Source organism: Thermococcus chitonophagus (assembly GCF_002214605.1).
GTDB lineage: Archaea > Methanobacteriota_B > Thermococci > Thermococcales > Thermococcaceae > Pyrococcus > Pyrococcus chitonophagus.
Window position 1 is genome coordinate 1,907,631 of sequence record NZ_CP015193.1, and the last position, 19,915, is coordinate 1,927,545.

At 43.9% G+C, this 19,915-nt stretch carries 23 protein-coding genes, 2 tRNA genes and 1 pseudogene; 7 read left to right on the forward strand and 19 right to left on the reverse strand.

Features of this window, described 5'->3' with window-relative positions:
• Positions 1–1,014: a hypothetical protein gene (locus A3L04_RS10545; RefSeq protein ID WP_068579567.1), complete on the forward strand. Its 1,014-nt coding sequence runs from the start codon at positions 1–3 to the stop codon at positions 1,012–1,014.
• On the opposite strand, the gene A3L04_RS10550 is transcribed toward A3L04_RS10545, so the two are convergent.
• From A3L04_RS10550 to A3L04_RS10565, 4 genes are all read right to left on the reverse strand, one after another.
• The gene (locus A3L04_RS10550) at positions 972–2,150 is read right to left on the reverse strand and encodes a CBS domain-containing protein (protein WP_068577910.1); all 1,179 of its coding nucleotides are present in this window, start codon (positions 2,148–2,150) and stop codon (positions 972–974) included. The two genes, A3L04_RS10545 and A3L04_RS10550, sit on opposite strands and share 43 nt — an antisense overlap.
• A 99-nt stretch (positions 2,151–2,249) precedes the next feature.
• On the reverse strand, positions 2,250–2,666 hold the full coding sequence (nikR, locus tag A3L04_RS10555) for a nickel-responsive transcriptional regulator NikR (RefSeq protein ID WP_068577912.1): 417 nt from the start codon (positions 2,664–2,666) through the stop codon (positions 2,250–2,252).
• A gap of 196 nt (positions 2,667–2,862) precedes the next feature.
• Positions 2,863–2,950: transfer RNA gene (locus A3L04_RS10560), tRNA-Leu, on the reverse strand.
• 77 nt (positions 2,951–3,027) lie between these two features.
• Positions 3,028–3,103 (reverse strand) — tRNA-Gln (locus tag A3L04_RS10565).
• Positions 3,104–3,231: 128 nt separating this feature from the next.
• On the opposite strand from A3L04_RS10565, the gene A3L04_RS10570 reads away from it, so the two are divergent.
• From A3L04_RS10570 to A3L04_RS10595, 6 genes are all read left to right on the forward strand, one after another.
• The gene (locus A3L04_RS10570) at positions 3,232–3,687 is read left to right on the forward strand and encodes a DUF7344 domain-containing protein (RefSeq protein ID WP_068577914.1); all 456 of its coding nucleotides are present in this window, start codon (positions 3,232–3,234) and stop codon (positions 3,685–3,687) included.
• Positions 3,688–3,806: 119 nt separating this feature from the next.
• Entirely contained in the window at positions 3,807–4,409 is a 603-nt protein-coding gene (locus A3L04_RS10575) for a DUF1102 domain-containing protein (protein ID WP_068577916.1), read from the forward strand.
• Positions 4,410–4,423: 14 nt separating this feature from the next.
• A complete protein-coding gene (locus A3L04_RS10580) occupies positions 4,424–4,954 on the forward strand; it encodes a DUF1102 domain-containing protein (protein ID WP_088859132.1) in 531 nt (176 codons plus the stop codon).
• A gap of 41 nt (positions 4,955–4,995) precedes the next feature.
• Positions 4,996–5,970: a signal peptidase I gene (locus tag A3L04_RS10585; RefSeq protein ID WP_068577919.1), complete on the forward strand. Its 975-nt coding sequence runs from the start codon at positions 4,996–4,998 to the stop codon at positions 5,968–5,970.
• 2 nt (positions 5,971–5,972) lie between these two features.
• A complete protein-coding gene (locus A3L04_RS10590) occupies positions 5,973–6,338 on the forward strand; it encodes a hypothetical protein (protein ID WP_068577921.1) in 366 nt (121 codons plus the stop codon).
• Positions 6,326–7,261 carry a hypothetical protein gene (locus A3L04_RS10595; RefSeq protein ID WP_068577923.1) on the forward strand — a complete coding sequence of 312 codons (936 nt, stop codon included), beginning with the start codon at positions 6,326–6,328 and terminating at the stop codon, positions 7,259–7,261. Before A3L04_RS10590 ends, A3L04_RS10595 begins: the two co-directional genes overlap by 13 nt.
• Here the strand turns inward: A3L04_RS10595 and A3L04_RS10600 are convergent.
• From A3L04_RS10600 to A3L04_RS10665, 15 genes and pseudogenes are all read right to left on the reverse strand, one after another.
• Positions 7,227–9,167 carry a hypothetical protein gene (locus A3L04_RS10600; RefSeq protein WP_068577926.1) on the reverse strand — a complete coding sequence of 647 codons (1,941 nt, stop codon included), beginning with the start codon at positions 9,165–9,167 and terminating at the stop codon, positions 7,227–7,229. The two genes, A3L04_RS10595 and A3L04_RS10600, sit on opposite strands and share 35 nt — an antisense overlap.
• A gap of 3 nt (positions 9,168–9,170) precedes the next feature.
• On the reverse strand, positions 9,171–10,880 hold the full coding sequence (gene flaJ, locus A3L04_RS10605; protein WP_068577928.1) for an archaellar assembly protein FlaJ: 1,710 nt from the start codon (positions 10,878–10,880) through the stop codon (positions 9,171–9,173).
• 14 nt (positions 10,881–10,894) lie between these two features.
• Entirely contained in the window at positions 10,895–12,508 is a 1,614-nt protein-coding gene (locus A3L04_RS10610; protein WP_068577930.1) for a type II/IV secretion system ATPase subunit, read from the reverse strand.
• Positions 12,509–12,528: 20 nt separating this feature from the next.
• Positions 12,529–13,227 carry an ATPase domain-containing protein gene (locus tag A3L04_RS10615; RefSeq protein WP_068577932.1) on the reverse strand — a complete coding sequence of 233 codons (699 nt, stop codon included), beginning with the start codon at positions 13,225–13,227 and terminating at the stop codon, positions 12,529–12,531.
• A 25-nt stretch (positions 13,228–13,252) separates the two neighbouring features.
• Positions 13,253–13,735 carry a flagellar protein G gene (locus tag A3L04_RS10620; protein WP_068577934.1) on the reverse strand — a complete coding sequence of 161 codons (483 nt, stop codon included), beginning with the start codon at positions 13,733–13,735 and terminating at the stop codon, positions 13,253–13,255.
• Positions 13,736–14,206, reverse strand: a complete 471-nt coding sequence (locus A3L04_RS10625) for a flagellar protein (protein WP_068577936.1) — start codon at positions 14,204–14,206, stop codon at positions 13,736–13,738.
• A gap of 15 nt (positions 14,207–14,221) precedes the next feature.
• The gene (locus tag A3L04_RS10630; protein WP_068577938.1) at positions 14,222–15,487 is read right to left on the reverse strand and encodes a FlaD/FlaE family flagellar protein; all 1,266 of its coding nucleotides are present in this window, start codon (positions 15,485–15,487) and stop codon (positions 14,222–14,224) included.
• 3 nt (positions 15,488–15,490) lie between these two features.
• Entirely contained in the window at positions 15,491–15,970 is a 480-nt protein-coding gene (locus tag A3L04_RS10635) for a flagella accessory protein C (protein WP_068577939.1), read from the reverse strand.
• 12 nt (positions 15,971–15,982) lie between these two features.
• On the reverse strand, positions 15,983–16,768 hold the full coding sequence (locus tag A3L04_RS10640) for a flagellin (protein WP_068577942.1): 786 nt from the start codon (positions 16,766–16,768) through the stop codon (positions 15,983–15,985).
• Positions 16,769–16,779: 11 nt separating this feature from the next.
• Positions 16,780–17,442: a flagellin gene (locus A3L04_RS10645; RefSeq protein WP_068577944.1), complete on the reverse strand. Its 663-nt coding sequence runs from the start codon at positions 17,440–17,442 to the stop codon at positions 16,780–16,782.
• A 70-nt stretch (positions 17,443–17,512) separates the two neighbouring features.
• Positions 17,513–18,145: a flagellin gene (locus A3L04_RS10650; protein ID WP_068577946.1), complete on the reverse strand. Its 633-nt coding sequence runs from the start codon at positions 18,143–18,145 to the stop codon at positions 17,513–17,515.
• Positions 18,146–18,184: 39 nt separating this feature from the next.
• Positions 18,185–18,328: a hypothetical protein gene (locus tag A3L04_RS11065; RefSeq protein ID WP_157895701.1), complete on the reverse strand. Its 144-nt coding sequence runs from the start codon at positions 18,326–18,328 to the stop codon at positions 18,185–18,187.
• Positions 18,303–18,395 (reverse strand): annotated as a pseudogene (locus A3L04_RS11070) (archaellin/type IV pilin N-terminal domain-containing protein); the annotation flags it as partial. The pseudogene A3L04_RS11070 and the gene A3L04_RS11065, both read right to left, overlap by 26 nt.
• A 135-nt stretch (positions 18,396–18,530) precedes the next feature.
• The gene (locus tag A3L04_RS10660) at positions 18,531–19,496 is read right to left on the reverse strand and encodes a class I SAM-dependent methyltransferase (protein ID WP_068577948.1); all 966 of its coding nucleotides are present in this window, start codon (positions 19,494–19,496) and stop codon (positions 18,531–18,533) included.
• A 9-nt stretch (positions 19,497–19,505) separates the two neighbouring features.
• Positions 19,506–19,832 (reverse strand): helix-turn-helix domain-containing protein, encoded by a 327-nt coding sequence (locus A3L04_RS10665; RefSeq protein WP_014733717.1) that lies wholly within the window; start codon positions 19,830–19,832, stop codon positions 19,506–19,508.
• Positions 19,833–19,915: the final 83 nt, after the last annotated feature.

The following is a 19,915-nucleotide window of genomic DNA, read 5'->3' on the forward strand; positions in this document are numbered from 1 at the left end:
ATGATAGAAGATTTGTTAAAGGTAAAAGAGGCTATTGAGAGTAGAGATATTGATAAAGCACTGTACTTATCTGAAAAAATAAAGGATCAATATTGGCGTTCCTACGCCCTAAAGTGGATCTCCCAGGAGTTAGTCAAGAGCGATCCTAAAAAGGCGAGAGAGATAGCTAGTTCAATCCCAATTACCTCACTTAGGAGCGAAACCCTCCTCTATTTATCCTATGAGCTTTCGAAGATGGAGAAGTTTAAAGATGCCGTTGAGAGCGCCAAGTTAATTCCAGATTCTTACACAAAGAAGAAAGCCTTAAAGAGGATAAGCTCCGCTATAGCCGATGCTCTTAAGAGCAGGAATATTGTTGAGATAAAACTGAGCGATTTAGGATTAGATGAGGCAGACATTGAGTTACTCAAGCCCCTTCCAGAGGGAGTCAAGTATGAAAATGGAAAATTCCTAGTAGATGCAGAGATAATTAAAACTCCAGAAGAGTTTTTCAATGAAGTCGTCGAAGTGGGAGGAGAAAACGGGAACGTAAAAAGTCCAGAAATGGAAGAGTTGCCAAAGGAGAATCTTGCTCCTGAACACATTTCTGAACCTTTCAAATCTTCACTTTTAGAGTACATAGCTCTTGAGTACTTAGACAGGGGAGAAGTTGATAAAGCCGTTGAGATTTTGGAGAGGATAAAGGTAGGAGGGCCACTACCTAGGCTACTCTTTTTCCTGGGGAAGAACCATGATGTTACAAAGGTAGTTAGACCTATAGATAAGGTTCTTCTGGCTTATAGGCTACTACTCCTGCTCCCAGAAGAAGACTCTTTCCCAATGCTTAATCTCATATTTGAGGACTTAAAGTATAGAAACCCAGGAAAATTCATAAGATTACTAAAGTTTTTCTCCTTTGAACTTTTAGAAGAAGGAAAGAGGCTTAACAATTCAAAATTGATAGAAAAGTCAAGAAAGCTATTTAAGGAAGCTCAGCGCCAGAGCTCAAGCTTTTCTATGAACCTCTTGGCGTAGCGGATGTCCCTCTCAAGTTCAGCTTTCTGGAGGAGCTGCCTCTCAATTGCCCTTATGGCATCGTGCACAGCTTGAATGGCACCCCAGGTTTCTCCCTTAGCCACAAAAACTCCCCTGTCGGTAACTACCCTCATCCTTGCCTGATATAGGTGGACTCCCCTGAACTTCTCGTTGAACCTCCTTATGTAGAGGTAGATTATTCCCTCGTTGCCTAAGAGGTCAGAGTAACCGTCGACGAACCTCTTTATGTCGTTGATTATCCTCTCTCTTGTGAACTCGCTCAGGGCTGAAGCGTCACCACCTAGCTGTAAGTAGAATCTAGCCTCCTTCTCGACCATCCTTGATATTGGTAACAGGAGATCCTTAACCGTGAGCACTCCAACGACCTTGTTGTTCTCATCCACCACAATTAGACCGTCTATGTTGTTGTCCTTCATCGTTGCTACAGCCTCTCTAACGGTGGCATCTGGCAGTATAGTTATGACACCCTTTATCATTGCCTCCCTAAGCTTCATGCTAAAGGGAGGTATCTTTTCTCCGACTAGCTCTCCTGCCTGGGCCCTAAATCTTGGCTTGATGAACCTTATTATTAGGTCGTGGAGCGTTACGAGGCCCTCAAGCTTTCCTTCCTCATCAACCACTGGGATCCTTGAGATGCCATGATCTCTCATTGTAGCTAGGGCCTTTGCAACGGTGTCATCTGGGCTCAAGGTTATAACGTCCTTAGTCATGAACTCCTCTACCTTCCTCTTACCGAACTCTTCAGCGACGACCCTCTCGAGAAGGGCCATATCGCTTATTACACCCATTATCTCCGCCTTGCTTTCACCAACGGGAAGGGATCTTAAATCAGTCTCAAGCATGAGCTTAGCTGCGTGGCTTAGATCATCGTTAGGCTTAACAACGGGGGCCGGCTTATACACGTCCCTAACCTTTGCCTTAGTTGGATCCCACTTGAGGTGAGATCTTATAATCAAATCCTGGGTTAGGACGCCTTTGTACACGTTACCATCGAACACAAGAATTAGATCCGGATCCTCCTTCTCGATAATTCCAATCGCCTCAGAAAGAGGCGCGTTTATATCTATCTTGGCATACTTGTCGGTCATAACTTCCTGTACTTGTATTCCGACCATTCCTGGTCACCTCCTGACAATTATTATTTTGGTTTCTGCTCAATTTAAACCTATTGACTTCAAAGGGGTTTTAGTAAGAAAAGGTTAATAAAACTTTCGCTAGACGAGCTCCTTCCCAGTAGTTGTCATTACAAGTTTGCCGTGCTTAACTCCCTTTAGGCTTAGAAGCCTATCGGCAATCCTCTTTATTTTCTTGGCCTCTCCCTTAACAACCACTACCTCTAAGCAGTTGTGCTCATCCATGTGAACATGAAGACTTGCCACGATTTCGTCTAGATACTCGTGTTGCAGGTCAAGTAACTCTTTTACAACATCGGCCTCATCGTGGTTATAAACCATTGTTATCGTTCCTGCAACTTCCTCATTTCCAACTTCCCACTCATACCTTACTATAAAGTCTCTTATTAGATCCCTTATCGCCTCGCTCCTGTTGGCGTAGCCTTTCTCCTCGATTATCCGGTCGAACTTTTCTAAGAGCTCCTCAGGTATGGAGACTCCAAATCTAACCAAGTTCATGCAACCACCATGATAAGTTTCGATAAAGGTTAAATATTTATGCGCATTAAGGTGCCTATTACATCCTCGCTCTAATGGATAAGCAAAACAGAGGACATTTCGATGTAACCCTCAAATGAGAGCCACTCAACATGGGGAAAGAAATTAGACGCTGTAACCATTCCGACGTTATAGAATACTAAGATTTTTAGACGATTGGTGCGGGGGCGGGGATTTGAACCCCGGAACCCCTACGGGAGGGGATCTTGAGTCCCCCGCCTTTGACCAGGCTCGGCAACCCCCGCTCCATCATAGAGGGCTCACTCGGGCCTTATAAATTTTAACCATCCATAAGGATACACTCAGAAGAGCAGAAATTATATGGTAGCCCCGCGGGGATTCGAACCCCGGTCGCGGGATCCAGAGTCCCGCATGCTTGGCCGCTACACCACGGGGCTACAGCCATTTTTCTCTCGATAAGCAGGGCTTTTAAACTTTACGGTCCTATCTAGAAAGATAAAAACTGAAAGTGACTCCAAAAGGTTAATATAAGACCAAAGGGAACTTAAATGAAAGGTGAAACATTATGACATTTCCAATATTGTTCGTTTATGCCCAATCCTCTAGAACTATTCTAGGTAATGAAAGAAGAATATGGGTAATTGAATGTCTAAAACAGAATCATGGAAAAGCCGAAATTGGAAAGATAGTTGATTATATTGCAGAGTTAGAAGGGAACAACACGAGAAGACATAGAAAGAGTATATATGTGAGCCTAGTTCAAACTCACCTGCCAAAAATGGAAAGAGAGGGCATAATTAAAGTTGAGAGAGGGAACGTTGAACTCCTAAAGATCCCACAAGAGGTAGAAAGATACATGAAAACAAGAGATACACTAAATTTCTGGCCAATTATTTATGTAGTGTTCTCAGGTGCAGCCCTCATCGCTTCCCTCATTAGAAAGAGCAATGACGGCGTTATAATAGCACTTCTCCTTCTTGCTCTTGCAGTTCTTCACTGGATTAAGGCTTCGGGGCAATAGTTAACATCTTTTTCCTACGGTAACCATTGATTACTTCTTGGTTAATTTAAAACTACCTATATACTTGTTCAGGACTACAATCAGATTGGACCCATATACGGGTCCAAGAGTATTTGGAGATGGAAAAGGTGAATAAATTTGGACTTGCCATATTTGGTCTAGTGGCCGTTTTCGGCCTTGTTCTTGGGGCTGGGGCCACATTTAGCGACTACAATGCCAGCAGAAGCGTACACTGGGACATAGTAACAGATGACACGGAGCTCATTGACTTAACTCCCATACAGCCCTATTCATATATCAATCAAACTACGGGAAAACTCGTCATAGATTTCTCAACGAACAATCCAAATTACCCAGGATACGGGGACGGCATAAGCCCTGCATCAGAGTACAACTTTGATGAAGTTTTTGGAGTAAGCAACCACCTTTGGGAAGACATGGACATCGTAGTAGAAATAAAGTCAACAAACAGCCACATAGAACTATACGGGGCAGATGGTGATGTCTATTCAGCATATGATGGTGTAAAAGCATCAGCTAGCGATTCAGCAAGAGACTGGGTCTGTTTTGTAGTTCCTAACAATGCCACAGTTAAGATAGGAATTGACTTGTCAGCAAATGGTGACAGTCCAGGTGATACTTGGACCGGAGATATTGAGATTAAAGCATACAGGCTTGGCACTGAGCCTGCTTACTTGGCAGGCAAGTGCGGGCAGCCATGAAGGAGGTATGAGAAATGAATAAATTATTTGGGTTTGCCCTGTTCTTTGCAGGGCTAATGTTAGCCGTTGGCGCTGGAGCCAACTTCAGGTATTTCGAAGCAAGTAGAGATGTAAATGTCGCTATCGTAGCAGATGACAACGAGCTTATTGACTTGACTCCACTTCAGCCTTATGTATATCTGAACAATGGAAAAATGACAATTGAAATCTCATCAAACAACCCACATTACCCAGGATATGGAAGTGGCCTCAGCCCAGACAGCACGTACGTATTTGAGGAAATGTTTGAGATTAGCAACGAACTATGGGAAAATGCAGATCAAGACTATCCAATTTGTGTAGAAGTGAAGGCCAGTGATGGAGTACAGGTATTTGCAGGATCATTTGATAACCCAACAGCTGGGCCTGCTGGAAACATTAGTGTTACTGTATATCATGGAAGTCCCGTAAAAATAGGGATGATATTCAACAACTATGGAAAGAACCTTGGCAGTGAGCAATTCCAGTTGGATATTAACACCGAAGCAGGTGAATGTACTAGGTGAGGAGCCTTTGCTCCTCTTTTTAACTCTTGGTGGTTCAAGCTATGAGGGCCTCCGATATTTTAATTCTAGCAATAATCCTTGGGCTAATAGTTCCCTCGACAATTGGATTCCTAGTTGGGAGGCCCGTCTTTGTTTCATATGTATACTCTGAAAGCATGTATCCAACTCTAAAGAAATGGGACGTGTTTTTCATAAATCCATTTTCAAAAGGAGACATTGGGGATATAATAGTTTTCAACCTTTCTGGCAGATGGACCGTTCACAGAGTCTATGCCATAACTGAGAAAGGATATATAACAAAAGGAGATAATAACGTCGCAACCGACCAACAAGACGGCAAAAACGCTCCTATACCAAAAAATCAGATAATTGGAAAGGTTATAACTATTGGAGGGAGACCATTAAAGATACCTGGGCTGGGGAAGTACATTACGTCCTCAGCGACCATGGTTATAGTTGGTGCATTGGGTATACTATCGATTATATCCGATACAGGTATGAAGAGAAAGAAAAGAAAGAGAATAGTAGTAACAACAGAGCAGATTTACCTAGGGCTTGCTGGGCTCCTTACAATTACAATGATCTTCATAGGTTCAATGAGCTGGGGAGAAGTAGAGATTACATACGCCTCAACACTCGCAGGAGGACAGAGGGAGGGATGGTATCTACCAGGAAGCACAATTGAAAAGAACTTAACAATAAAGAACCCTTCAATGATTCCAATGGTCGTAATAGCTAGTGGAAAGATCATTAACACTACAACGCTTATGTTAAAAGGGCGTGAAGAAGCAACGATACCAGTAAAGATTCTTGTACCAAAAGAAACTAGGATATATACAGATAAGGTCAGCATATCCTCATACTATCCAATTCTCCCAATTTCGGTAATAGATAACCTTTACAGGATAAATCCTCGTCTGCCTCTAATAATTGAGGGTATGCTAGTATTCCTCCTCCTGCTCGCAATAGAACCACTCCTCGGGGATCCCGAGGTAGTATTTACAAGGAGATTTTGAGAATGATAAGAAAGATATTTGGTTTAGTCCTAATAGTGCTCGCCTTAACTCTCCCAACTTTTTCCACATTTAGCTACTATAGGGCCCAAAGGAAGGTAACGATTGAGATTGGAAATGACCCAATGATAAAAGTTGATTGCCTAGGAAATGGGAGTATAAAAGTAACAAACAACATGGATACAATCGTTCATTTACAGGTTACTTGCAAACACTGTAAAACAGAAATTGAAACACTATATCCTGGAGAAAACATTACAATTGAGCACTGCCACAAGTATCTTGTGGTTGCAAGCTGGGAGAATGGGGGGGCAACAATTAGGGGACACTGTTGCTGTTGTCCCCATAATAAAAGGAGATGCAGAAATTGATTAAGAAAGAACATGCCCTAGGGGCACTATTCCTGACTTTCCTCCTGCTGAGTGTGGCGGCGTATATGAAGGAGGAGAGCTATAAAGAGACAAAATTGGTGGAACAGATAGTCCAAAAAGGTGAGCTATCTCACTCAGCATACCTTACTAATGATACAGTCTATGGCAGGATAGCCAGCTTAGAATACTACCCAACAAGGATACTTGACACGATATATGCTAACTACACCTATTCCATAGACCCAAGCGAAGCCGGATCATATTACATTACCGGAATGTCCTCGTACTACGTAACAAAAGGAAAAACTAAGATTTACCTATTAAATGAGACAATATTCACAGTTAAAGGGAGATTTTCAAATGGTACATTTACCCAGGGCTTCAAAGTGAATTTGACCGAAATTAGAAACAGAAAGAGCGAGCTTGCAAAGGCGCTAGAACTTCCTAGGATATCCACCGAGGTAAAGATAATTGCAAGAATTAGAACAAAAGAGGGAGAATTTAAGCAGGAAATGCCAATTATCGAAGATACAAGTGGCCTCACGTATATAGGAGAGACGGAGCTTGAGAAAAAGAAGAACATAGTCAACACGGAGACCATTCAAAATTCGTTCCTCGGCATGAAAGTTTCAACATCACGGATTGTATTTCCATTGCTCGCATTGGCCTCAGCAGTTGCGCTTCTAATTGTGTGGAAACCGAAACCAAAAAGGAGAATTAATGCAATTGACGGGACCCCTACTGGCATAACATCTAGGGTTTTCATTGCTAATGAAGGGAGTTTAAAGAAAATTGCAAAAATTATTGGGAGTCCTATAATCCATTATACTATAGACGGAGTAGATATCTATGGCGTAATTGATGGGAATGTCATCTATGAATGGTGGGCTATGAAGACCGATGGGCCTGAATCCAAGCAATAAGGATGATTATTCCAGCTCCTATTAGTATCCCTAAGCCTAGACTTAATAAGCTAAACCTTGAGGTCGCTGTAAGGGTTTCAGTTACTATGCTGGTCTTTGAGATCGGCACAGTTTTTGTTATTTGAACTGTTTTAGTTGTTGTAATTTTCTTTGTAACAATGGAACTTGATATTGTCACAGTTCTTGTTTTGACTACCGTCTTAGTAACGGTGGACACCTGGCCACTAGACGTCAGCACTGTTACATTAAAGTTCGCCCTTCCAAGGACTTTTCCATATGCTATTAATTCACCTTTTAGAACATAAGTTCCTGGAGTCACGGCAACGAGCTTCACTACAGATGTTCCCGGCCCAACAGGTACAACAACATTACCACCAAGAACATGACCATTCGACAATAGACCCATACCATTAGGAAGGCTCAACGATAGATTTCCAAAGAATCCCTGAGGTGCTTTTATACTAACCTTAACATCAAAGGGAGACCCAGCTGGAACTTCACGTGGAGCCGTTATCGCAAAATTAACTGCAAGAGGTTTAACATTCAGCTTCGGCACATTTGATGAGAACTCCATGAATTTAAGTCCTCCACAGGCAAGGGGATACGGAATCGGAGCAACACCCTTTACTTTCCCCAAAGCCAGACTGCCCGAAGTGAGAGGAACCACAGTAAACTCAAACACTTTCTCCTTTCCAGGATCAAGAGATGGGATGTACCTCACGGCCTCATTGAGAACCCTAAATCCAGCCCCAGGAATAAACTCAACTATTCCTCCATATATTGGCCTATTCCCCACATTTCGGACGATCACTTGAACTTTAGTTGGTACCAATGCAGTAGAGCTAGATGGAGGTATCACAGTTATGTTCAGAAGTGCCAGATACCCAGGCTTTTCTTTCGGGTTGTAGAATGTAATGAAAGTTCCCTTTTCACCATCTTGATCTTCACTGACCTCTACAAGCCCAACACTTAGGCCATCGTAGATTATCGGGCTTATCCATACCTTACTAGCGTTCAAAACTCCAGACTCGAGCTCATCATAGCAGGAGTTTAAAATAGAGACATACGCCATGTCATCGGCTATTCCGTTTACTCGGAATATGTACGGGGAAATTACGTAGTCATGCCCCTCATAGACCGTAAACTCACGTGAAGGATCGTAGCTCACGCTGATTCCAAGGGCTCTGAGGTAGACCTCTATAAATATCCTGGGGTCACACATGTTGTTGACCATTATGCACCTGAACCCGATGTACTTCACTATGAAATCTCCAACTATAGCTGTATCTCCCTCCTCTATCCTGTAACTCTTCCCAGCATAGCCAACAGTAATAACGCTGTTCGTTTGATTATTCACTAACGTCATGTTTATGCTTTCTATCTCCAGCTTCATGTTTTCGTACGTTATATTATCCCCGATCTTTACTTCCCCCTTGAAAACCAACGGCCTTGGAATTATTGTTACAGTGTAATTTGCAAACGTGAAGGTAGAGGTCTTGAAGACCTTGCTCTCTCCACCATATGAGGCAACAACCTCAAATCCAGTAGGCGTAACATCGCTCACTTTTATTGTTAAGTTGCCCACCCTTACTTCTTGACCAACAAAAACAGGAGGAAACGAACCATTGACAAAAAGCTTTACTGGATCGCCTAAAAATACCCTGTAGATGGAAATATTTGCCATAGGGAGATTATAAATCGACCTTGGTATTAGTGAGTAGTACATAACTGAATTGTTAACCTCTTCAGCGACATAAATACTCCTCCCAGGATCAACGTCCAAGAAAGCCAGCGTTACGTTCCCATATGTAACCCTTTCCCCGATATCTATCCAACCAACAAATGAAGACGCCAAAGCCTGAGGAAGGAACATTAGCATTAGTAATATCACAATTGTCTTCTTCATCTCTCATCCCCCCAGTAGGTATAAGATTATCTCTCCCCCACCCAAGTGCATGAACTTAGCCATGAGCGTTTGTCCAACGTACATTCCCGCAGCAAAGACCCATAGAAGGATTACAAAGTAGTAAAGAGATCCAAGTATGTGCCCACCATCAGCAACCTTTATTGCCATAGCAGAAAGCAGTGAGTGAGCTATCATCATAACCAGCATTGAAATAGTGAGGAGCTGCATACCGCTTGGAGGAATAACGTGGATTATGTCACCGATGTACTCCGTAGGTATCTGCAACCTGCTGAAAAGGTCATTGATCGAGACGGCAACCTGGAATGAGGCAGCTAAAGAGAATGCAAACGCACCGGTAAGTCCAAGGATTATACCTATAAAATTCGACACACTTTGCTGCCTCTTCCTCCTCAGTCTCACCAGCCTCTCAAAGTTCCTACTTATAACCTTACCAACGTAATCTGGTTCAGCACCCAATCTTAGGCTCTCCCTAAATATCTCTGAGAATATTCCAATTAACCAACTGCCAGTCTCAGCAATGAAGAAGTCCCAAGCCCTCTGACTGTCTACTCTTACAGCTAATCTTCTGTAGAGGGCCCTTATATCCTCAGTTAGAGTTCCAAAGTCGTGAGCACTAAGGTACTTGAGTACGAGAAGTAGGGATGCACCACTTGCAGCAAGGGAAGATGCCAAGCTCCTTATGAAAGCCGGAAAGTTCTCATCTTTCCTGAATATCGATGCCTCCTCTTTCCTAATAACGTTCCCCACGTACATGAGAGGAGTTAACGTTAAGGCTATGACGAACGGGGTAGGAAGAGCGAACCTTGGCCTGATTACAACTAGGTATACAAGCAAAACTACCGGGATCAGGGCAACTGACATTATCAGGGCTTTCTTTATCCTCTCCTGTCTGGGTGTTTTTACCTTCATCTCAGCCCAAATTGGATCTTCGGGCATCCTGTATTTTATAACCAACAGGGTGCCAATCTCCGCGGCTAAAATCAAGAAGATAAGGTAAAGAGCCAATCTACCGATGTTCTGGCCGGTAATTAGGGGCCCTATAATTATGAACGCCGCTGCAAACACCACCGAGATTATAATTGATTCGTATATCTCCTTGAATATATCGAGATCATAGAGGGCACCTTCATAGAACGTCTGGAAGTCGTCCATAACGGTCTGTTGCTCTTGGAATAGGTAATCCTTCAGCTCAACACCACTATCCAAAGAGTACGCGAGTCTATCAAGGAAATCAGCAAAAACCCTGCTTGGAGTTCTTCTGGCTAGAAATCTAAAAGCTTCAGGCATCGAACGGTGGAGCTTGTCAACGATAATGTACACTTTTTTAAGCTCACTCGCTATTGCCCCAAGCTTTGGATCGCTCGCGAGAACCCTGAGCAGGTCACTCCTCCCAATTTCACTCGTTGAGAGTACCGCGAAATAAGTTATGAAGAACGGCAACTTTGAGTTTATGCTTATCCTCTTGGAATCAGCCATTAGATATGGATAAGCAACAACGTAGAGAGCTAGAATAATAGGAATTAAGTACATAAATAGCCTCAAACCAGTAGGGAGAGCCACAAGCCTGTTGAAGATGCTTATGGCAATAAAGATAACTGCAGAGCCAGCTAGCCCAGGTAACAATATCTTCCTAAGGTACTCCTTTGGATCAACGTCTGCCTTGACGAATATGCTGATCTTCTCCCCTGCCATGAAATTCACCTCAGTCAGAGCCTGAAGCTCAGACCCTCGATACCCCTCTGGTAGAAGGCCTTGATCTCCCTATAAACGTCCCAGTAGTTGAATATCTTCAACTCGACCATCCTCTGTATTATCCTAGCCCTAAGGAAGAGCTCATCGTAAATATCCTTGGGATCTTCGTAACCAGCTATCTCAGCTATCTTCCTCTCAAGGATGTACGAGTTGTTCATACCTCTGAAGATGTGTTTGTCACTCACAGGATCCCACTCGAAGACGTTCCTAGTTGCGACCCCACCGAGCTCCTCATAGTACCCCTCGATCTCAACAACCGTTAGAACCCTTCTCAGGAATTTACCCCTAACGTAAACGGCCTGCTGGAATATGGCTATGTTGAGATTGTCTATGAACGTTATCGGAACGTTAATTGGAGAACCCGTGAAACGCTGTATCATCTTCTTAACGTCACCGGCGTGGAAAGTACTCATCACTGGGTGACCCGTCTGCATAGCCTGGAATGCAATAGCACCCTCGGCACCTCTGATCTCACCGACTATGATGTAGTTGGGCCTTGATCTTAATGCTGCCTTAAGCAGATCGAACAACGTTACTCTACTCTCTTCAGGACCTCTCTCCCTCGTCACAAGCCTCTGCCATGTGGGATGAGGAACCTGAACTTCGGGGGTATCCTCAGCGGTGAACACTTTTGATCCGGGCTTTATGAATGGTATTATAGCATTGAGGGTTGTAGTTTTACCTGAAGCTGTCTCACCGCACACGAATATACTCATACCATACTCTATGGCTAGCCAGAGATACGCTGCAATCTCGGCACTCATGGTTCCCCAGGCAACCAGCTGGGTAATGCTCAGTGGGGTTGCGGCGAATTTTCTTATAGTAGCACTCGGACCCTTCAATGATATGTCGGGAGAGTAGATTATGTTTATACGCGATCCATCGGGAAGGGAACCATCAACTATTGGGTTCCTGTCACTTACTGGCCTTCCAATTCTCTCAGAAAGGTTCTTAAAGTAATCAGCTAGTTCAACGTTGTCCTTCCACCTTATGTTCGTTGGTAGGTGCTCGAATATCTTGTGAACTAGAGAAACGTAGTGGGCGCCTATTATGTGGATATCCTCGATGTATGGATCTCTTGCCAAAGGTTCAAGAGGGCCTATCCCAATGATGTCCCTCTTGATCAGGTAACGGAACTTCTCCATCTCCTCCTTGGTTATCGTGATCCCTTTCCTGCCTTTAACAAGAGAAAGAACAGCCTCCTCAAAAAGGGAGTCAAGAAATCTCTCAAACTCTTCCTGCTCCTCTGGAATATCTCTATTTGGGGCCAACTCAAGGATTCTATCTTTTATCATTCTGTACTTCTCTTCTTCCTCCCTCGTTTCTATCCTGGGCTCGATAACTATGTACTGCTTCTCGGTCTGGGGGTCACCATAGATGTGAATGAAGATTGGATCACCTACAGGATAGATTATATTTGGGTAGGGAATTTCCTTCATATCCCTACTTAGTTGAACGTGAAACTCCGGAACTTTACCATACTTCTTTCTAAACTGCTCAACGTACTTCTTTAGGTGAGGATTTCTCCTCATTGCATCCTCCAGTGTCTGGGAAACAGCCTCAGCCATCCTCACCACCCCCTCTCGCTTCACACTACAGCTGCAATCTCAACTACAAGTCCTACCTTAGGCTCAACCCTGAAGGGTATAATCTTCTGAAATACACCCTTTGCATTGTTGTACTTCACAATCGTTGCCGAATTCTTTAGGTCGCCACCGAAAACTCTAACGTTAAGGCGCATAAGCAACGTTGATGCCTCTTCGAGGAGAAATAACACATCCCTGGGGAGCTCCTCTGGGTTAGCGGTGAGTATGATAACCTTACCTAAACTTGAGAGCCTCTTTATGTACATGAGGAAGTTTCTAACACTCCTAACCTCCTGCTCTCTCGAAAGGACGGATGAAAAGGAGTCAATCACAACGATATCCTGTTCCCACAATCTAGGTTCACCCAATAATCTGCTTAAGAACTTCCTCTCCTCACTAACTCCACTAAGTAGAGGGTAAAGTGATACAAATACAAGCTTTTTTCTTATGAGGAAAGGGATTACATCATAGCTAATCGACATCATCTGCTTGACATATTCAACAGTTGTATATTGAGAGGAGATATAGCTTGCGGTATAACCGTTCATAAGGAACCCGTATAATAGTCTCTGGGAAAGTATGGACTTCCCTGTTCCCCTGTCACCTTCAATGAGCATTATTGTGCCAGCAGGAATGCCACCGCCAAGCCTCCTGTGAAGTTCATCGCCTTTTAAGTCAATCCTAAGGAGCTCCTCGACCAAGATGATCACCCCCAGGTTACTGATTTTAACTCTTAATCCTGAACACCAGAACTCTTCTCTTGCCGTTCTCGAGAACAATCTGAATTCTGTGGGGTACTGTTGTGTCCAATGCTGTGCCAAGTGTCACTGTAATAACTCCAACTTGGAACGGCTGAAGGCTCGTTATGGGATTGCCAGCTGTATCTGTGAATGTTAGATTTGAGGAAGGTACAAGATCTCCATCGATGAAAACCTGAACTGAATCAGGACTAAATGGGAAAGCTATCTTTCCAATGTTTTTGACATAAAACGTGTAATTATAAGGTCCAGTACCCGTGACGACAACAGCGTTTGGATCATTTATTATTGCAAATTCTATTTTGAGATCCTCTGCCACCATTGCTCCTCTTACTTTCATGCTGTTCGCTAGATCGTTTGTTACATAGGCAAGAGCTCCGGCAACACTGCCGGCTATTATGACAGCAACTATGAACATTATCAGTTCACTTGCTGGTCCGCCTGCAGCCATTCAGTTCACCTCCACTGGACACTGAGTTGAGCTTGAGTTTACGATATAGCTGGAACCATTGTAATAGTACGTGATGATCAGGAGACATCCATTATCAAAAGCTAAAGTGGCGTAATTTAAGCTCCCACTTGTATCTGCACCATTCGGTATTGTAACGGCGTAATCGTTTCCAGGAATTAGATATCCCAAATCAACTGAAGCAACATATGCCCCATTATATATGACATCCACATCTCCCGGAATTGTCTGACCTAGGAATTGAAATTTAACATCAACATCAGTAGCTGAGATATTGTAAACCGAAACTTCGCCAATCTTAAAATTTAGTTGGGAAAGCTTGAGGGAATACCAAAACTCCCTAGCCGCTTGAACCTCGTTGTAACTATTGTCCCACGCTGTATATAGTGTTCCTACTGCTATCAAAAAAGAGATGAAGATTATCGCTGCACTCGCTGAAACACTGAACCCCAATAGTAATCCCTCCGATCAGACACCGTAGAACTCATCCAAGGTCTTCTCTAGCATCTTGACTTCCCTTTCCAGCTTATCAAGGACATCCCTCGTGATCCTCAGACCCCTAAGCCTCTCAATGAACAATAGGCTTATTAGGTGATCCTGAACGGTAAGCTTCTCAGCAGGCTTCCACTCTGGATCCCTGTGGTGTGGCCTTGTTCCTCTTGCAAACCTCAGCAGTTGATTGAGGACTTTTTCGCTTATCCAGCCGATCTCATAGTAGAACTCCAGAACTTTCTCGAGGTTCTGCATGCCTACCCTGTCGATGAGGAATCCAAGCCATTTTAGTGCAATCATGATCGAAACTACGTCTTCCGGTATTTCTTCAAGCCTTGCCTTCTTGGGTTCTTCCTCGAAGAGGATGCTCGCGATGTCCTCTGGGATCTTCATTTTCTCAGCCATTCCAACACCACCCTCCTCAATCTTTTCTTCTTCAGGATGAGCGGAAACTTCAATCTCAGGTTTTTCCTCAACTTCAACTTCTTCTTCAGGCTTAACTTCCTCAACAACTTCTTCTTGTGGGATTTCTTCAATCTCAACTTCTTCCTCTTTAACTTCCTCTTCCTCAGGCTTAACTTCTTCAACAACTACCTCCTCAACCTTCTCTTCAGGCTTAACCTCCTCAACTTCAGGTTGCTCAGCCTCAGCTTCGAGTTCCTCAACCTTACCGGCAAGCTCTTCAATTTCCTCAGGCTTGACTTCTTCTCCCTTTTCGATCTTTTCTTCAAGCTCCTCAACTTTTGCTTTTGCTTCCTCAATTTTCTCGCCAGCTATCTTGGCCTCAAGCTTCTCGAGTTTCTCATGTAGTTCCTCAATTTTCTCAGTTATCTCCTTTGGAACTTTCTCCTCCTTTGGCTTCTCTTCAAGGAGCTCCTCAATCTTCTCTATCTTCTCACTGACCTCAGCAGCTTTCTCGGCAACAGCCTCAGCCTTCTTCTCATGAACGGCAAACTTCTTCTCTTCCAAGGCCTCAACAAGCCTCGCGAGTTGAGCACTCAGATCACTAAGCTTCTTACCAAGCTCATCAACCCTCTTGCTTATCTGCTCGTACTTTGCAGCCTGGCTTCCATAAGCATCAAGAACTCTCTTGACGATCTCGTCCAGTTGCTGTGGGGTTAATGAATCTTTCTTTGCCATGAGCTTTTCTCTGAGCTCCTCTATGACAACACTAGGAACCTTGCCCTTAAGTTCTGAAAGCTTTGCATTAATCTCTGCATCAGTGACATAGCCAACCTCCATTGATCACACCTCCGCAAGCACCTCGTAGAGGATCGAGTCTATATCAACACCATAACCCGCGAGCACTTTTATGTCATTCTTGACCTTGGCAAGCTCCATCTTGAGTTCGTCGATCTGCTTCTTTAACTCCTGTATCTCACTGCTTAGCGATGACTCCTGACTTAACTGTTCCTTGAAAGGATTGATTTCTTGAGATACTACTTCATAGAGCATCATGATGTCCTTTATTGTCTTATCAAGTCTCTCAATTTCCTCCCTTAGCTCCTGAATCTGCTTCTTAATGTTGTCAATACTTATCTTAACCCTCGGAAGATCGTTCTCTATCTCATTGAGTCTCTCCATAATCTGGCTGATCTGTTCATCCTGTTCCCTGTTCTCTACCCTCTCCTCAAGCTCCTCGACAGTTACTTCCTCAAAGGTTTCTTCAGCTGGTGCTTCCTTCTTTTTCTTTTTGAATAAAGATGAAAGGAACTCAAGAGCCATGGGCCTCACCCCTCACTGCAACTCGAGTATGTTCTCTGTGTAGGTGCTTGGAGTGGTGAAGTCTATTACACCTCCAGCACCATTCTCTGGAATTACCTTTCCTATGACTTTAGTTGCAGGCGGGAATCCAAAGCCATTGCTTGGCTTACCATCGTTGTCAAATGGTGTCAACCATAGCAACAGCGCAGCCTTGTCGCCCCAGCTCAAGCTTGGATGCCTAGCGTCAGCAAGTGAACCATCCCCATCCTGAACAACTGCAATTCCAAAGACCATGAGGCCCTTTTCTGCAATTGCATAATACAGGTTCTCCCACACGTCTGCCACAGAGGTAACGTTGGTCCAGTTGGTTATAGGAGTATTTCCATAGGGAACCAAGCTAGAGTTGTAAGCGAATATGTTCGGAATGTCTCCCGTGTAGTGAATGTACTCAGGCTCAAGCCCCGCACTTTTGTCTGCTGCACTTCCCTCATAATATCTGTAGACCGCCATCTGCTTGCCATTACTAAGGACAATCCTCACATGTGCTAAATCAATACCTCCACTCCCTGCGTTTGGCGCAACATAGATGACAAGCCTAGTGATATTGCTTATTCCTGGGGGGCTACCATTCACATATCCACTAATTCCCAGGACCCTTATTCCACTAGCTACCTCCTGGGTTGTTTGTCTACCTGTTGCCATTGCCTTTTGTTGGAGATAACCACTTGTAGCTATCAAAACACCCGCAGCTACTGCTGCTACTAGGACCATGGCGATGAAGACGATGAGCGTGCCGATACCAATTGCACCCTTCCTCATATCACATCACCTCACTGCAACTCTAACACATTTGTACTAAACGTTGGAGGTGTTGTAAAGTCGATAACACCTGCGGCCCCTGCATCTGGAATCACTTTTCCAATGATCTTCGTTGAAGGTCCTATCCCACGCCTGCCATCATACGTGAATATGTCAGTCTTCAGCAATAATGCAACCGTGTCTCCCCATTCTAGAGTTGGGTGATTATCTTCAATCCTAGCCCCGATGTCATTAATGACAGCTATTGCAAATGTTCCATTGGTTAGCTTGGTATTGTTCCAGACGTCTTGCACTATGTCAGACCCATTAAAGAGATCCAGGATTTTCTTCGTGTATAGGATTCCACTGTAGTTATATACCACGAGCTTAACGCCATCACTGAGGACTATCTTTACATTGCTTAGATCGATGCCCGAGCTCCCAGCATTTGGTGTAACAAAGATTGCCATCTTTACTATCGTTCCATTGCTCGGTGGTGTTGTGTTTACATATCCATATATGTTGACAATTTTTATTCCACTGGCAACCTCTTGAGTGGTCTGCCTACCAGCTGCCTGAGCTTTCTGTTGCAGGTAACCTGCTGTGCCTATGATTACTCCTGCAGCTACTGCTGCTACTAGGACCATGGCGATGAAGACGATGAGCGTGCCGATGCCTATTGCACCCTTCCTCACCCTATCACCTCCTGGAAAATTGCTATAAAAAATAAAGGATTGCTAAAGGTTGATAAGGGAAAAGGAGAGATCACTGAAGGCTAATGATTTCAGTGGTGTATGTGCTTGGGGTTGTGAAGTCTATGACACCAGGAGCACCAAACTCTGGAATGACCTTACCAGTTATGTGGGTCCTAACTGGGATACCGTTAGTGCCTCCATATAGTGCCTGGGTAACATTGACTAACAGTGCCGCAATGTCTCCCTTGTTCAAAGTGCTCCCACCGTTAAGGGCGGACTTATCGTAGTCCTGGATTATCAAAGCTACATAATGAGTTGCATTTACATTAGTCCAGTAGCTTGAGGCAAAGATGTCAGTAGTACTAGTGCCGTCGACAGTTCCTGCGAACTTTAGGTAAACTTGGCTCTCATCATTGGCAATGAGTATCTTGGTGTTCTTAAGATCAATCCCAGCACTTCCAGCGTTTGGTGTTACGTAGATGGCTATTCCGGTAATGTATTGCTTGTTGGGGTCCGTGATACCCACTACCCTCATGACTTGGATTCCGCTTGCTACCTGCTCGGTGCTCTCCCTACCAGTGCTTGAAGCCTTCTGCTGGAGGAAGCCGCTGGTGTTAATGAGCACTGCAGCAGCCACTGCAGCAACAAGCACCATAGCAATGAACACTATCAAGGTACCAATACCCACTGCCGCCTTCCTCATTCTTTTTCACCTCCTAAAATCTCCTAATCATCTAGAGCTTCACTGTAGGTTCACTATTGCTGTTGTGTATGTGCTTGGGGTTGTGAAGTCTATGACACCAGGAGCACCAAACTCTGGAACGACTTCTCCAGTTATGTGGGTCCTAACTGGGATCGCTGAGCACTGCAGCAGCCACTGCAGCAACAAGCACCATAGCAATGAACACTATCAAGGTACCAATACCCACTGCACCCTTTCTTGCCACTACCACGCACCCCCTTGGAGTTTTTTCAATAATCTCTAAAAATAGCTGGATATAAAGCGATTTTTTGCGTGTGGAAGTGCTTGTAAAAATTGAAGTACATATGTAGGTGCTTATGTAGGTGCACAACAAAAAAGAGACGGCTCAAAGCTTTTTCACAAGGAGAATAGATTTCCCATGATCCTCGAAGCTAACGTCAAAGCCTTCTCCTAATAAGTATTCTTTAATCTCAGCTTTGCTAGGATAGCCAACGAAGGAATCATTTAGGCCTTCAAAGAACTCTAGGGCCTCAACATTCCTAAATTCGTCTTTAAAGGCATCGACGATGATCAACTTTCCTCCAGAATTCAAGCTCTCCATGACCTTCTTCAAAACTTCTCTCCTGTTTGTGAGATATTCCAGGGTAAATGTCATTATAGCCACATCATATGATGTTCTTGGCTTTATCAAACCAATATCCATTTCTTTCAGCTCTACTGGAAGGTTCATCTTCTCAGCCCTTGATCTGGCTATCTCGAGCAGTGCTGGAGAGTAGTCAACGCCCAGGTACTTCCCATCCTCACCCACAAACCTTCCAAAGTATGCAGGAGATACTGAACCACATCCAAGATCTAGAACGTAGCTTCCCTCTCTTAGACCCGTTAGTCTTATCACTAGCTCCCTATATGCAGCATTAAACGATGAGGAAAGCCTCATATCCCAAAAGTCAGCATCCTTGTCGAAATCCATGAGAACGTACGGGTGATCAGGAGAAATTAGAGCAAAGTCGACCATCTTGTATATTTCTTCAAATATTGGAATCCAGTCCGGGAGCAATAGCATGTACTCATCCTTGGGGAACCTTAATTCATATGAGAAGCCATTCAGTATTAAATTCGTTGGAGTTTCCTCAATTATGCCAAGAGCCTTTAGGTGCTCTATCAACTTCTTTAGAAGGGGCTTGTTTGGAACCCTTATCTGAGATAGCAATTCAGAGTAGCTGGGCCTACTGGCAACTATCTTGAATATTCCATACTTTATGCCAAGCTGAGCCAGGTTAAGAACACTTAAGCTGATCATGTGGTTTATGTTTGTATCAATGACCTTGATAAGCTCTTCAGTCCTTCCCATGATATCACCTCACATGAACTTCCTGTAATAAGCTTGGTAGTCCTTGAGCATCTCAACAACCTTCTTTCCATACTCCGTTAGTCGGTAGTACTTGAAGCCATTATTAACGATCTCTTCAACAAGGCCCAAGTACACTAAGGAGCTTTCCCCGTTGTACCGATTCCCCAACCCCACAAGGGCACCTCTAACGTTGGATGGATCAGAACCAACAACTCTTGCTATCTCACTTAAGTACGTGGCAGAAGGATAAATCTCATACAAATACTGCAATATCCTTCTCCTGAGTTCGCTCCTGTGCAAAGACCTGAGAACATGGGGATCTATCACTGGCGGCACTGGGCATCACCGTGATTTATTGTTGGGTCATCTCTACCAATATACCATAACGACTGCAAAACTAATAAAGGTTTCGCAGGTAT